Source organism: Gardnerella leopoldii (assembly GCF_003293675.1).
Classification (GTDB): Bacteria; Actinomycetota; Actinomycetes; order Actinomycetales; family Bifidobacteriaceae; genus Bifidobacterium; species Bifidobacterium leopoldii.
This window is the reverse complement of record NZ_CP029984.1, coordinates 535,122-550,447: the sequence shown is the minus strand read 5'-3', so window position 1 is coordinate 550,447 and position 15,326 is coordinate 535,122. Positions and strand designations below refer to the sequence as shown.

Annotated in this window: 12 protein-coding genes and 1 tRNA gene; 4 read left to right on the top strand and 9 right to left on the bottom strand. The window is 37.5% G+C overall.

Annotated elements, in window-relative coordinates; genetic code table 11:
• Nucleotides 1-339: 339 nt before the first annotated feature.
• Nucleotides 340-918 (bottom strand): hypothetical protein, encoded by a 579-nt coding sequence (locus DOD25_RS02350; protein WP_112928618.1) that lies wholly within the window; start codon nt 916-918, stop codon nt 340-342.
• A 649-nt stretch (nt 919-1,567) separates the two neighbouring features.
• Between DOD25_RS02350 and DOD25_RS02345 the strand changes: the two genes are divergently transcribed.
• Genes DOD25_RS02345 through DOD25_RS02330 form a run of 4 tightly spaced genes read left to right on the top strand, consistent with a single transcriptional unit; the run spans nt 1,568 to nt 7,452 of the window.
• Nucleotides 1,568-3,364, top strand: coding sequence for a site-specific DNA-methyltransferase (locus DOD25_RS02345; protein ID WP_196776772.1), 1,797 nt, complete (start codon nt 1,568-1,570; stop codon nt 3,362-3,364).
• Entirely contained in the window at nt 3,358-5,571 is a 2,214-nt protein-coding gene (locus tag DOD25_RS02340; protein WP_112928617.1) for a DEAD/DEAH box helicase, read from the top strand. The genes DOD25_RS02345 and DOD25_RS02340 overlap by 7 nt, the downstream gene beginning before the upstream one ends.
• Nucleotides 5,572-5,573: 2 nt before the next feature.
• Nucleotides 5,574-6,353 carry a DUF6414 family protein gene (locus DOD25_RS02335; protein WP_112928615.1) on the top strand — a complete coding sequence of 260 codons (780 nt, stop codon included), beginning with the start codon at nt 5,574-5,576 and terminating at the stop codon, nt 6,351-6,353.
• Entirely contained in the window at nt 6,343-7,452 is a 1,110-nt protein-coding gene (locus DOD25_RS02330) for an AAA family ATPase (RefSeq protein WP_112928613.1), read from the top strand. The genes DOD25_RS02335 and DOD25_RS02330 overlap by 11 nt, the downstream gene beginning before the upstream one ends.
• Nucleotides 7,453-7,816: 364 nt before the next feature.
• Here DOD25_RS02330 and DOD25_RS06420 read toward each other — a convergent pair whose 3' ends face one another.
• The 8 genes from DOD25_RS06420 to eno form a co-directional block, all read right to left on the bottom strand.
• Nucleotides 7,817-7,954: a hypothetical protein gene (locus tag DOD25_RS06420; RefSeq protein ID WP_196776771.1), complete on the bottom strand. Its 138-nt coding sequence runs from the start codon at nt 7,952-7,954 to the stop codon at nt 7,817-7,819.
• Nucleotides 7,955-8,244: 290 nt separating this feature from the next.
• Nucleotides 8,245-8,328: transfer RNA gene (locus DOD25_RS02325), tRNA-Leu, on the bottom strand.
• A gap of 140 nt (nt 8,329-8,468) precedes the next feature.
• Nucleotides 8,469-10,136, bottom strand: coding sequence for a DUF501 domain-containing protein (locus DOD25_RS02320; protein ID WP_174191646.1), 1,668 nt, complete (start codon nt 10,134-10,136; stop codon nt 8,469-8,471).
• Between the two features lie 111 nt (nt 10,137-10,247).
• Nucleotides 10,248-10,724 (bottom strand): FtsB family cell division protein, encoded by a 477-nt coding sequence (locus DOD25_RS02315; protein WP_004106839.1) that lies wholly within the window; start codon nt 10,722-10,724, stop codon nt 10,248-10,250.
• A gap of 173 nt (nt 10,725-10,897) precedes the next feature.
• Nucleotides 10,898-12,037, bottom strand: coding sequence for a dihydropteroate synthase (gene folP, locus DOD25_RS02310; RefSeq protein WP_112928611.1), 1,140 nt, complete (start codon nt 12,035-12,037; stop codon nt 10,898-10,900).
• 56 nt (nt 12,038-12,093) lie between these two features.
• Entirely contained in the window at nt 12,094-12,594 is a 501-nt protein-coding gene (gene folK, locus DOD25_RS02305; protein WP_112928610.1) for a 2-amino-4-hydroxy-6-hydroxymethyldihydropteridine diphosphokinase, read from the bottom strand.
• A gap of 257 nt (nt 12,595-12,851) precedes the next feature.
• The gene (locus DOD25_RS02300) at nt 12,852-13,766 is read right to left on the bottom strand and encodes an L-lactate dehydrogenase (RefSeq protein ID WP_004106846.1); all 915 of its coding nucleotides are present in this window, start codon (nt 13,764-13,766) and stop codon (nt 12,852-12,854) included.
• Nucleotides 13,767-13,963: 197 nt separating this feature from the next.
• Nucleotides 13,964-15,259 carry a phosphopyruvate hydratase gene (gene eno, locus DOD25_RS02295; protein ID WP_004106847.1) on the bottom strand — a complete coding sequence of 432 codons (1,296 nt, stop codon included), beginning with the start codon at nt 15,257-15,259 and terminating at the stop codon, nt 13,964-13,966.
• Nucleotides 15,260-15,326: the final 67 nt, after the last annotated feature.

Below are 15,326 nucleotides of genomic sequence, written 5' to 3'. Positions count from 1 at the left end.
TGTGGGTTATAGGCCAAAAAGTGTGTAAAGCTAAGCGGGTTGCTTCTATTTTAAGAATACTCATCAGCTTAGTTTTACACACTTTTTGGCCCATAACCCTAAAATATACTGTGATTTCAGCGCAAACAGGTCTTCCGTAGTAACACCGTTACTAGCTCAGTTCTTTAGCTGAGATATTAACAGTGTTTCGCATTTGGCACATGACTCTAAATATCGCAGGAGCCGGCGCCCAAGATACTCAGGCAATTCCGGCTCCAACTTCCATATCCTCCGAAGAGATAGGCAATAAGTTCATTGTATCAGTATGCGACAATATTGTCACATGCTTTGTTAAGTATGCTAGATATTTTTTACGTGAACCTTTTTGAATTTTTGGATAAGATTTACCAATGTAGGATCTTCATATTTATTTAATTGTTCCCCATAAAATCCAAGAATTTGATCTGATATCCATAATCTTGCGTCATCTTTTCCGTTCTTAAATTCAATTTGTAATTTCTGTATTGTTTTATTTTTTATCAAATATTTTTGCAATACAAGATCTTTAGCATTTTGGTGTTTCTCTCTTGACTCAAGAATTAGTAAATTTACTTTATACTGAGATTCCAATGTTTGCAGTAAAGTTTCCATGCATTTTCTTCTTGCTCTTTCAGGTTTCAAATTTAGGTAATTTCGTGGCATAGAAACGATAATATATTGTAAATCTAGATTTTCTATAATTCGTATAGATTTTTCTTTTTCACGCATTGTCATATCGCGCCAATGCAATTTATTAACATGTTTCTTTGTTGCATCTAACAGTTTATTTCTCACAACAAACTCTGGTAAATTGCAAATGCATGCGCATATGTGGTATGCCTGTATCCCAGATTTGCTGGATTTTGTACTTTCATCTCCCCAAGCTATTGTTTCATCCATTTTGCCTCCCAAAAAAATGCAACAACAGTCTTCTTGCTATTAATGAAGTATTTTATTATAAATACTCAATTTTCACATAAATTGTCCCAAAACTGGCAATAATACTATAGAAGATTTCAAGCGGAGGCAATCGGCAAAAAGTATGTCTAAAAACCAGAGTTTTCGTTGAAATACCAAGGAAAATTAAGTGCGCTAAGCTAAAAAGGAAGCTGGTCATTCCCCCAAACCTACCCTTTTAAGGGTCAAGGGTAAGAGGAGCCCCAGCTTCCATAAAGAGCATATCAGATAAGACAAACGTAAAATAATTATTACTTATTCTTCAAAAATCTTTTCCCATTGATAACAGAAAGAGAAAATATTCAATTATATTTACTCGACTGTTGGGAAAATGTGAACACAAGATTTTATATTATTTATTCGTTCAAACATGTGAGTATATGTATGTCAGCTAATTCAAACAATTCATGTACACCATTGTTGAAGAATATATTTACAATAAAGCATTAATGAAAATGATTAATATTCTTTATGGAATCATAAAAAACAATACACGTATATAAATATATCTCGTTGAAAAAGTAGAAAACACATGTTTCGAATTTAATTGCACACTAAACGATAGAATTGAATCATAGCGTAGGAGGATATAGTGGCAAATTTATCGCAACAAAAACGCCAAAGAATGCTTGAGTTTTTGAATAAGATTAAAGAAGAGCATAAAGACGATGATGAAACTCTTATTGCTCTTGATGAGATTGAGAATGAGCTCAACTCAAAGAAATACGGTCTTGTTTGGGAAAAGCACGAAGAAGAAGTCGACCGTATGATGCAAGACAATATACCTGTGTTCACTGAAGTAAAAGAGCGTGAAATTAAAGCAACTGATGAAAATGCTTATAACTTTCTCTTGGAAGGCGACAACCTTCACAGCTTGAAGTTGCTTGAGAAAACACATACAGAAAAGATTGATGTAATCTATATTGATCCACCTTATAACACTGGCAACCAAGACTTTATTTACGATGATGCATTTATTGATAAAAACGATGGATATTCTCACTCAAAATGGCTATCTTTTATGAGCGAACGACTAGAGATAGCAAAGCGACTGCTTTCTGATGAGGGAGTTATCTTCATTTCAATTGACGATAATGAAATTGCACAGCTTAAGTTGTTATGTGATGAAATTTTTGGTATGGATAACTTTTTAGGTATCATTATTCAGAATAAACTTAATGCAAAAAATGATACGTTAGATATACAAAAGAATCATGAGTACATAGTCACATATAGGAAGAAGTCTAGATTTATAAACGGAACCAAAGTGTTGCCAACATTAGTACGAAAGGAAAAAAAGTTACGACCAGTATACGAGGAAAATGGCAGATACTACTATGTCAATGATTCTATTACTACACGTGGTGAGGGTGGCGTATTAAGTGCTCGTCCAAACCTTGGATACACTGTGTATTTTAATCCATCTACTGGGGTTAAAAAAGCAGTATCTGACTACGATATTTCTCTTGTTAAAGAATCTAATGATGAAAGCATAATATACAAACACAGCTCCAACTTACTGAATGATGGTTATGTCGCCATTATACCTCCAAAAGTGCGTGGCAAATTGGGATGCTGGACGTGGTCTTTAGAAAAATTTAATGCAGAATCTGACAATATTGTAATAACAGGAAAAGCAGGTCGTTATACAGTAAAAAAACGAACTTTCATTCCTAAAGAATCTGTTGAAAATATTTCTGGAAACTTGTTCTATTCCTCTATTGAAGAAAGAAATTCAAGAAGTATTATCGAATACTCTACAAACGATGGCACGAATACTCTTTCAGCTGTGATGGGAAGAAATGCTACTTTTAGCAATCCTAAGAACTTGAGCATGATAGAATATCTGCTATCTATCTATGTAGGCAAAAATCCTACTATCCTCGACTTCTTCGCAGGCAGTGGTACTACTGCTCAAGCTGTTCTTGAGCTTAACAAGGAAGATGGTGGGAATCGTAAGTTTATTCTTTGCACGAATAACGAGAATAATATTTGTGAAGAAGTTACTTATGAGCGTATTAAGCGTGTGATTCATGGATATGCAGATGTAGAAGGCATCCCTGCAAACCTCAAATACTTCAAGACTGACTTTATTCCCAAAGATGCAGATGATGTGAGTGAAGAACTCCTTTCTCACATCAAAGAGATGGTAGAACTTGAAAATGGTATTACATTGGATAACAAGCACTATCTCATTGTTTTAACCGATGAACAAGCTGACGAGCTTGCTAAGAACTGGTCTAATTATGAGGATGTAAAAGCGATTTATGTTTCTCATAACGTTCTCTTTACGTCTGAGCAGAATGCTCTCTTTAGTAACACGGATATTCATATTATTCCTGATTACTACTTCGAGTATGAGCTGAAGGAGGTTGGTGAAGCATGGTAAATCCTGGACTTACAATCAATTTATTTGAATTTCAAGAAAAAGCCGTAATCCGTTTAATAGATTTAACTACTAAGTCTGATGCTAAAGAAACTGTAGTCATGAAAGCTCCTACTGGTTCAGGTAAAACAATTATTCTTATTGACTATGTTGATGAATATTTAAGTAATGTTGATAAGAAAACTGCTTTTATTTGGCTATGCCCGGGTAAAGGAGACCTTGAAGAGCAAAGTCGTAAGAAGATGCAGAAGCTTTCTCCGGGTAGAAAGACACAGAATTTATTTGACGCACTTTTAGGCGGATTTCCTGAAAGTTCAACGACTTTCATCAACTGGGAGCTGGTTACTAAGAAGGGTAACACTGCTATTCGTGATAGTGAACGTAAAAATCTTTTCGACCGTATCGCGGAAGCACATCGCTCAGGTATAGAGTTTATTGTTATTATCGACGAGGAACACTCCAATAACACTGCAAAAGCTAGAACGATTATTGATGCTTTTGCTGCTAAACATACTATTCGCGTCAGTGCCACGGCTGTTGAAAACAAACGATATGAGTTTTTTGAGATTGATGAGCTTGATGTTATTGACGCAGGTCTTATTACAAAAGCACTTTATGTTAATGAGGGTCTCAAAGAAAATCTCAATATTGATGATGATTATGATACTTTGCTTGATCTAGCTGATAGTAAGCGCAAAGAGATAGCTGACAGGTATAAATCAATTGGTAAAACAATACGCCCACTTGTGTTGATTCAGTTCCCAAATGGTAAGCCTGAAACGATTGAAGCAGTAGAAGCAAAGCTTGGGTCCATGGGTTACACGTATGAAAACGGTATGGTCAGCAAGTGGATGAGTGAGGATAAGAAAGACCTACCTGATGATCTAACTGAGAATGACGGCATTCCTGTATTCCTTCTTATGAAACAGGCAATATCCACTGGCTGGGATTGTCCTCGTGCGAAAATACTCGTAAAGCTTCGTGAAGGCATGAGCGAATCCTTTGAAATACAAACAATCGGACGTATACGCCGTATGCCAGAAGCAAGACACTATGATGATGACTTGCTTGATTTCTGCTATGTTTATACTTTTGATGAGAAATACAAGGCAGGACTACTCTCTTCAATGGATAAAGCCTACGAAACAAGACGCCTGTTTCTCAAAGATAAATGCAAGACATTCACGCTAGAAAAGCAAGTCCGTGACCTTGACTTTAACGGTTTAGGTGAACGTGAAGTGTTGCAAAAGATTTATACTTTCCTCGTTGAAAAATACAAGCTCACAAACGATAAGCAAGCAAACCTCACACGTTTAGAAGCTGCAGGGTATGTTTTTGGTAATGAAATACTCAGCTCTGCCTTATACGGTAAGTTCATTAAAACAGCATCAGTAGCAGAAGCTACCACATACCATATGGTTAGAAAGCGTGTTGATACACATAAGCACGGTATTGAACTTTTACATAGTGTAGATGCGATTAAAAGCACGATTGGTATGTCAACTGTCAAAGTAAAAGTCATTCTGGAACGCTTATTCCGTAAAGGTGGTAATAATAAGCAAAAACTTATTAGCCTTCCTACAGCCGACTTTTATGCTTTTGTTGTTAATAATGAGCATCTTTTGAAAGAGGAATTTAGAGCTGTTACAGCTAAAATGTCTGTACAGCAAGAACTGAAGCTTGCGCCTAAAACGTCTACTTTCAAGATTCCTGAGCAGGATTTCTTTAAGTATGATCCGGGTGTCAAAAATGAAGTAGAATACCTCACCAACGCTTACCGTGAATACACTTCAGGATATGCAACAAGTATCATACGTTCAACATCTGAGATGCTGTTTGAGAAGTATTGTGAAACGCGAGATGATATTGATTGGGTTTATAAAAACGGTGATACAGGTCAGCAATATTTCTCTATCGTTTACATCGATGGCTTGCAACATCAATGGCTCTTCTATGCAGACTATATTGCTAAGAAGAAAGACGGTTCTATTTGGGTAATTGAAACCAAAGGCGGAGAAGCTAGAGGACAAGATAAGAATATTGACAAGCAGATTGAGAATAAGTTCAACGCTTTTAAACAGTATGCTCAAGCTAAAAAACTTAACTGGGGTTTTGTACGAGATAAAGATGGTGAACTTTATATCAATAACACGGTATTTGCTGAAGATATGGCAGACGAGAACTGGGTGCCGATCAAAGATAGGTTTTAATAATGGCAAAATGTGCAAGCAATGATACAAATAATATATCCTTCTTAAAAGTGATCTATTTCGATGAAGAAGCAGCTACAGACTTATTGTGTATCATAAATAAGGGAAAAGTGATTAATGAGATTAAAAATGCTTCAAGTAACAATAATGCTGAATCATTAAATGGAGACACATCTGCGGGTATTAAATTTCCATTTTGGCCTTTTAGTTTGCATGCAAATATTGGGGTTAAAGGAGAGCTTAATCGTAGGGCTGAAAAAATAGTAAATCAAATTTTTACTAATGATGTATTATCTGATTATTTAGATTTTGCGTACAGAGAGAACAAGATACAAAAATTTAATAATTCCTTAGTATATGCATATCCTAATTCGTTATCTTATTTTAAATTAATAACACCATACATGGCTATGACTGAAGGAAAGCTAGACGCTGGTGATTTTAAACTTAATATTCCAATGATGGATGAAGCATTAACGAGAGGTAAAGGTTACTATGAAATGCTTTTGAATTTCAACGATAATAAAATTATTTTGCGTTTTAATTTAGCTTCTTTCAGAAATGCCTATTCACTAGCTGATTTAGTTAAAATGAATCTCACGTATCACGGCGTTAAAGTTGGAAGGACGTCTATAAATCAGTTGGATATTAATAATGAATTCCAAATGGAAGAAAAGAAAATTGACGCATATGAGCTAGCAATTGAGAACAATACAAAAGAATCAACTGATAGTGTTGATGTTTATGACGTTCTTTTTGCGGGAGTAGCATATGAAAATTAAGATTTATTATGGCCCACGCAAAGCTTTTGATGAAATTCTTCCCGAAGGTATAAGACCTAAAACGCTTACAAAATTAGTGGAAATATCAGATCGCGAAAGACACAATTTCTATGTGGATTACCCTAATAAAACAAAGGAGAACAGAAAAAAGCGAAGCTTTAAAAATGTGATTGCAACTACAGAAGAATATGCTCTACTATCTGACAGTGGACTGAATGGTCTTATAACGCTATTGGATGAGTTTTCAATTGAAAATATATACTTTCAAAATCCTCCATCTAGCGTCGTAAGTCAATTAGAAGAGGTTTACGAAAAAATAGGTAGAGATAACTATTTGTACAAAAATATTCAAACTAAAACGCTAAAGATATTTGCCAACAAGTTCACTTCTGAAATTTTAGGACAGGAAACAGCAAAAAATAAGTTGCTTGTGAATTTATACCAGCTTGCCAAAAACTATAATAAGGGAAAACCTATAGTATTAATGTTGTATGGACCAGCAGGAGTTGGAAAAACAGAAACAGCAAAATTGTTGTCATCAGTACTTGGTCAACATTTATTTAGGAAACAGTTCTCTATGTTTCACACTAATTCGTTTGCTGATTATATTTTTGGTGCAAGTCACAACTCATCTTCCCTTTCAAGAGACCTTTTGGAAAGAGAAAGCAATGTTATTCTGTTTGATGAGTTTGATAAACCCAACAATATGTTTTACAGTGCATTTTATCAGATGTTCGACGAAGGAAAATTTGAAGATAAGAATTACCAAGTGAATTTAAAAAATAGCATAATTTTCTGTACTTCGAATTTTACAAATGAGGGTCAAATTAAACGAGTCTTAGGTGATGCCATATACAGTAGGTTTGATGCTTTTATAGAATATAAAGCATTAACGAAAGAAGTTGTAAATCAACTAATATCAAAGTCATTTAGTAAATTGATAAATAGCTTAGATAATGATGATAGAAAAAGAATCGATGAACAGGAATGCTTAAAAGCTTTATTGTCGTATTCAAGTAACTTACAAAATGCTAGAGAACTTGATAAATTTGTCAATGAATATGTATTTACTCGCATTCTAAAAGCAACTTTTTCATAATAATATAATTCATGTCTTATTTATTTACGCCACTAAACATAATAATTTTTTTGTGTTTTACCAAGCTCATACGCTTCCTCAAGCATTGCTTGTGTATATATTGCTCAGTATTTGGAATATAGCAAGCCCCATTCGAATAACTTTTAGATAAAATGTCTGAAAGTAATATGGCTTGGCAAATACCACTGTAATCACCAAAAACAAGGAAAGCCTACTTCATGCAATGCGCACTAGGTAGGCTTTCTTATGTTCCCGCTTAAAGGCTTTCAGTCGATTTTCTTTTAATCCATTACTAAAAACTCATTAAGGGAGCTAACTCATATAAGAATTAGCTCCCCCTAGCTAATCAATTATGCAAATTGCTTTATTTAGAACTTTTTTTAGTTTGAGATAAAGCACTTCCAGCAACGGACTTAGAAATTTTACTAAATCTACCATCATGCAAAACTTTACTAGCTTTAGAAGCAACAGATTTAGAAGTTTGCTTCGTATTTCTGACCATACCATCACCCCCTTCTTTAAAACAATTCTTTATTAATTTATGTCTTACAAATATCCAACTCAACTACTATATATAGTACCACATTAATCTAAAATCAACAAGATATCGTATATAATATTATAACGATAAATCTGGTAGCGATAATTCATTACTACAGAAAAGTGATATTTCATTCAGAACACACCGATTAATAGAAACCCTTTTTGCCGCTTACCCCTTTTTGCAGCTTACCCAAAAACTCAGAAAAGCAAAAAGCGCCACACAGCTAAAACTATGCAGCGCTTTGTTTGTGCCTCCGGTGGGACTCGGACCCACAAGCCCGTAAGGGCGTCAGATTTTAAGTCTGATGCGTATGCCAATTCCGCCACAGAGGCAGCAATCACTTATTATGCCATACATTTAAGCAAAGAACAAGCTCAGCGTGTGGCGAAATCACAAACACATATTCTCAGTATCCGTCAGAAACTGCAAACACGCACACTCATCAACCGTCAGAAACCGCAAACACACGCACTCAGCGTGTGGCGAGTAACTTTCTTCCCAAATCAATCGTGATTCCGTCAAGCAAACCATGCTCACTTGCAACAAACGTATCTAAAACCCCACCGTGATCCTCATACGCAGCTTTTGCTAATCTCTCCAACACTCGGCTCCAAATCACTGCTCCACCGCCAACAACATCCACACGCCCTGGGTGAATCGTCGCATACGTGCGCCTGCAGTCCTTAGGCATACGCAAAAATCGATTATTAACAGCATAAGCCTGCTCTAATCCAATACGCACACCATCGACAGCAGTATGATCATAATGCTGCAATCCCATAGTCAAAGCAGCCATAGTTGTCACAGTTCCAGAAACGCCAATAATAGTGCGAGCTCGTCCTGCAGGAACGACTTTGAAAGCATCATCAATATGCTTGTCAATATCTTCAATCGCAGCTTGAATTTCCTCTTCAGTAGGAGGATCGGTATGCAAATGCCTTTCCGTCATTCTAACGGAACCAACATTCATGGAGTATGCTGCAGAAACCTTGTGCGCTGGCAAGCAGTCACCATCCCCTCCAAGCACTAACTCAGTAGAGCCTCCACCTAAATCAACTACGAGATACGGTGGCTGCAACTCATCGCGAGACACAACGCTTGTTGCTCCAAGGAAGCTAAGAGCCGCTTCTTCGTTACCACTAATAACTTCAGGGCGAACACCAAGCTCATCAATCATCATTTGTTCAAAAATCTCACGATTTTCAGCATCTCGTGTAGCTGAGGTTGCCACAAAACGAATCGCATCAACTGGATGTTCTTTCAAAACTTGCGCAAATTCGTGCGCAGCCTCCCTCACTCGCTTCAAAGCGTCATCTGCGAAACGATGAGTTTCGTCAATTCCCTGACCGAGTCTAACGACGCGAAGCATACGAGGCACAATATCTTTCATTCCATGCTCAGAAACTTGCGCAATTTTTAGTCGAATAGAATTTGTACCGCAGTCAATTGCAGCAACCTGTACTGTTTTTTCTGCGCAAGTAGTCGTTTCACTTTTTACAGCTTCACCCTCTGCAGTTTTAGCCGTTTCGTCTTCCACAACAACTTCCGTTTCAGTAGCATATGCATCATCGCTCCACGGAGTAGTACAGCGGCACACGTTAGGATCAAACTCATCTTTAATGCGCTCTAACACCATGTCACCAATCGGATTTACACCTTTGCCCATTACCAATGTTTGCGCAAGCAAAGCATGCAAGCATTTAACACGAACTGGCATTCCACCAGCGCTCATCTGACTAATATGCTCTTCACTATCCCCCAAAGACACAGCTAATTCATGACGGAATTCCAAATAATACTTATGTGCACGCTCATATTGTTTCTTTAAATCTTCGTCCGATTGTAATAGCTCGTTATATTCTCGCATAATACCGTCTGCTTCTACGCGAGACACCGCTTTTACAGCTTCAGGACTGGTAAGGTAGCATGTAGTTGGGAATGGAGTGCCATCTTCTAAGCATGGTCTAGTAATAACAGCAAGAGGTCTACCACAAACGCAACGAGCACCAACAGCTACCATTCCTCTAGGGAATCTTCCAAGTTGCTTTTCAACAATTGCACGCTCAGCATCACTCGCAGGTGTAGTAAATAAACGTTTTACAGCTTCTTTTGGAATATAATTCTTATTACTGTTCTGCATTTTATCTGAACTTTCTTGGCTGTTAGCCATGCGTTTCTACTCCTGTTAAAGCTGTTTTACAAATAAATAATTCTTTACTTTATCAGTTTATATATTTTATCAGTTTATGTGTTATAAGGATGGCACGGTATCTGGTTTGTCTGCTTTATGTATTGCATACATTAAGTCACTATACCAAGGCAAGACTGAATGAGTCTTAGTTTCGCTATTTTCTTGAGCAAATTCATTCGGAACTTTTCCAGTTACTGCCTCAGGATGCTCTACACGAACAGCCTGCTCACCAGGAAAAATAAAGCCGAGACGATCTCTAGCTTGAGCGGTAACGTATGCTTTGTCTTTCCATCGGTCAATATTATTATCCAACGTACGCTTTTGTTCACGTAAATCACTTTCTTCACGCTGAAGTGCATGAAGCTCCGACAAGCTTAACGCATAATTTCTAACTGTTGAAATGCATTCAATTGAACCAACGGTAACTACAAAAACCATAAATAAAAACACGAGCGGTCCTGAAAGTAGTCGACGCTGTTGCAATGGTGATACTACATCCTCACCTAATGCCGTTTTACGACGCTTTTTCATAACCATACTCTCTAAATTACTTGATGTATTCGACGTGAAAACATCATGTATTCCGCTAATATCTTACGTGCTTTAGATGCAAAATGCTGTTGTACCACATTTACAGTCACTCTACATTTATTCGTTATTAAAATTAAAAAAACTGACAAACAAAACTGCAAAAAAATATTCAAATTTTTCTACTTAAACCAGTAATTTCTATTAATAACATCGATCATTTCAACTAATTGCTTTGTTTCTGCAATATCATGAGCACGTATTACACGTCCACCAGCCATAAACATCGCTGTTTCTGCAACTAAAGTGACAGGCAAACGATCTTCTTTATCTAAATTAAAAAGCTTCTTACCAAAGCCTTTTCTAGAAATCGCAACCAATATTGGTCGACCAAAACGATGCAATTGATTAATATTGCGCATCATTGCATAATCTTGTTCACCATCAGCAACCTTTGCATAGCCAATTCCTTGATCAAGAATAATCCTATTTAAGTCAACTCCTCCATCAACAAGCATTTTTAAATTATCGCTAAAGAATTGACACATAACCTTTGTTAAATTGTCATATTCTGTATCTCTATTGCTATGCATTGTTACTAATCCAACGTTAGAATCTGCCATAAGCTTTACTTTTTCTGGAGAATCAAACGCACGAACATCATTTATAATATCTACGCCAGCTTCAATTGCAGCTTCCATTACAGGTAACTTGTAAGTGTCTACTGCTACAGCAATTTGAGGATAATTTTTGTGAATATACTTAATAGCAGGTATAACGCGCCTTATTTCCTCTTCTGGAGTAATTTCTAAATAACCGCCAGGTTTTGTAGTTTGACCGCCTACTTCTATAACATCAGCACCAGCTTCAACTATTTCTTTAATATGGCTATTTACTTCGTCCTCACTTTGGTACTTGCCGCCGTCATAGAATGAGTCAGGAGTAATATTCAAAATCGCGTAAACTATCGGCTTGTCAAGTGTATCAAAGCAGAATCGCCCTGCATTCCACACAATTGCTTTTTGCTTTAATATCGAGCGCAAACTTGCAAGTAATTCTTGATCTTCGTACCATGCTTTTTCGCATTCTTGCATAAAAGGTTTAAGAGCAATAAGCGGCAAAATGAAGTCAATAGAAGACTCGGAAACTTTGATAGCTGTATCAAAATGATCGAGAAAATCAGCTACTTTGCTTAAATCGTTTTTGCTAATATTTTCCCACGTGCATAAAATTTTTTGATTTACACAAAGATCCTGCAGTAACGCTATATCTGCAATACTTTTAGAAGATGCATTCTCCAAATTGCTTTCAATAATTCGCATTTGTATTCTTTCTTTCTAAAACCTCATATTTAAAAAAACTAAATTTATATTCCAAACTAATTAAAAACTTCGCTACTTTCAATAATATTAATCCAATTAGTGTCGCTAGTTTTATTAAGCTTATCTTGGATGAGCTCATGATAATTTGCATCGTCTGTGCTTATTTCAAGCAAAGGAACTAATACAAATCTGCGATTATCTCTTTCTTTGTGCGGAATCGTAAGATTTTCACTTTTTATAGTTTGACCACCAAAATCAATAATATCTAAATCGATTGTTCGAGGACCCCAACGAACTATGCGCTTTCTGTGAAGACGCTGTTCAATATCATGAATAAAATCAAGCAGTTCAAAAGCTGTTAAATCAGTGTCCAAACGTAAAGCAATGTTATAAAAACTGTCTTGCACTACGTCACCAACTGGTTCAGTTTCATACACTGAAGAAACGATAATATTGTTTATATGTGAATTTTGCTTCAATAGCGAAACAGCTTGGCGCAAATTAAGTAATCTATCACCTATATTGCTTCCAACACTTATGTATGCACTAGAAATCATATTTCCACCCCCAAAAAAATAATTCAATTTATAGTTAAAAGTATATATCATGAACAGTTAAGACTAGCCAACTTTATAAATTCAAATAATAAATATGCTAATATCAAAAATTCTTATAACAAAAATGTCGCTGTAAATTCAACACTCCTTATGAGCAATTAAACCTACAACGACATTTTTCAATACGCTTTGTCTAAAATCTGTAAAAATATTTAGATTCAAAAGTAGTATTTTTAGTTATTTTATTTTTGACTTGTCTATTTTGCTTGAGCTTTACTCAAAATTGTATCTGCAGAATGCTGCAACTTTTGCAACTCTTCTTCAGTCAAGTCAAGTTGGCACTGCTTCACAATACCTTCGCGACCAACGATTGCTGGGTAAGAAAGATAAGAATGGTATTCCTCTCGATAGTTCGAAACAGGCATTTGCTCCTTCGAATCCGAAAGAACAGCATGGACCAAACGAACTGCAGCAGCAGCAATACCGTAATTTGTATACTTCTTTCCGTAGAACACAGTGAAGCCGCCTTGACGAGTTTCTTCATCGACAGCATCTAAATCAATGTTCTTTTCTTTTGCAAACTCAACAATCGGCTGTTCAAGAACCTTAACTGTGGACCATGCGACGAACTGTGAATCACCATGTTCACCCAAGCTATAGCCCTTCACGGCTTTTGGATGCACTCCGAAGAATTTACCAACAGCGCGATGAAGACGTGCAGAATCAAGCAATGTTCCAGTGCCAATAACTTTTTCATAAGGGAGACCAGTTGTTTCTTTATAAAGCTGGCAAATAGCGTCGCAAGGATTCGTAATATCGATTAGAACACCATGGAAGCCAGAAGCTTTAATCTTTGCGCCAACTTCTTCAACTTGAACACGATTATGTTTAAGTTCTGCGAAACGATCAGGATTTGGGACGTCTAAAAGCTTAATATTGCCCATAGCGCTTACGATAACTTCAACATCTTTCAAAGCATCGTAATCATTGACAGTAATGTTTACATTAAAAGGCAAATTGTCCATTGAATCCTCAAAATCCAATGCATCAGCCTTAACCTTAGCCTCATTCTTGTCATATAAGTACAGCTCGTCGGCGTAACCACCAACAACAAGCTGATGAGCAACAGCTGCGCCAACATTTCCCATACCAATAACTGCTACTTTTCGCATAATGAAACATCTCCTTCTGTTTCGATTTTCTCACAAAAATATCACCATTATGCGGAGAATGAAAGTAAATTTAAGAAAAATTTTTTGCGTGTTGTGATTTTTTCAAAAATATTTAATAAAAAACGGTCAGCCGTAAACACGACTGACCGTTAAAACTCAAAGACTCAAGAAGCCACTAAGTTACTTAAAACTAAAAGTTACTTCATATACTTCTTGCAAGCCTTGAATGCGCTGTAACCAGCATACTGAGCGGTAGAACCAAGCTCTTCCTCAATCTCAAGCAAGCGGTTGTACTTAGCAATACGCTCGCCACGAGCAGGAGCACCAGTCTTGATTTGGCCGGTGTTCTTAGCAACAGCAAGATCAGAAATGGTGGTATCTGGGGTTTCACCAGAACGATGGGAAACCATAGAAGTGAAGCCGTTCTTAGTTGCAAGCTCAATAGCGTCGAGGGTTTCGGTAACGGAACCAATCTGGTTCAACTTCACGAGCAAGGAGTTAGCTGCACCAAGCTCAATACCCTTAGCCAAACGCTTTGGATTGGTGACGAGCAAGTCATCGCCAACGAACTGCAAACGATCACCAAGACGCTTGGTGATTTCTGCCCAATCATCCCAGCCTTCTTCCTGGAATGGATCTTCGATGGAAACGATTGGATACTCGTTGATGAGCTTCTCGTAGTAATCGAGCATGTAAGCAGATTCGCGCTCTTCGCCATCGAAACGATACTTACCAGTTTCCTTGTTGTAGAACTCAGAAGAAGCAACGTCAAGAGAAATACCAATCTGCTTGCCTGGCTCGTAGCCAGCGGCTTCGATTGCATCCATGATGTACTTCAAGGAATCCTCGTTGGACTTCATCTTTGGAGCGAAGCCACCTTCGTCACCAAGACCAGTAGCCAAGCCTTCCTTCTTCAAAACATTCTTCAAGGTGTGATAAACCTCAACACCAGCGCGCAAAGCATCGCTGTAGGTCGCGAAACCGTAAGGAGAAATCATGTACTCCTGAATATCGGTTGCGAAATCAGCGTGAGCACCACCGTTCATGATGTTCATGTTTGGAACTGGAAGAATGTGACCATTGGTGCCGCCAATGTAGCGGTACAACGGAAGCTGAGCAGACTCGGCAGCAGCGTAGAGAGCAGCGAGGGAAACGCCGAGAATTGCGTTAGCACCAAGCTTGCCCTTGTTTGGCGTGCCATCAAGCTCAATCATCGTCTCATCAAGAGCGCGCTGATCGGTGGCATCCATGCCAATAACCTTAGGTGCGATTACCTCGTTGACAGCCTTAACAGCTTCCAACGTGCCCTTGCCTTGATAACGGGACTTGTCGCCATCGCGACGTTCCCAAGCTTCAGCCTCACCAGTAGAAGCACCAGAAGGCACTAAACCAATACCCTGAGCGCCATCTTCGGTCTCCAAATAAACCTGAACAGTAGGATTTCCACGAGAATCCAAAATTTCGCGTGCATATACGCTTTCAATAGCTGCCACAACTACTCCTTTATACCTATGGGTTGTGATGACTCTTCCAAGATTAGTGCGTTTTATGGACGTTATA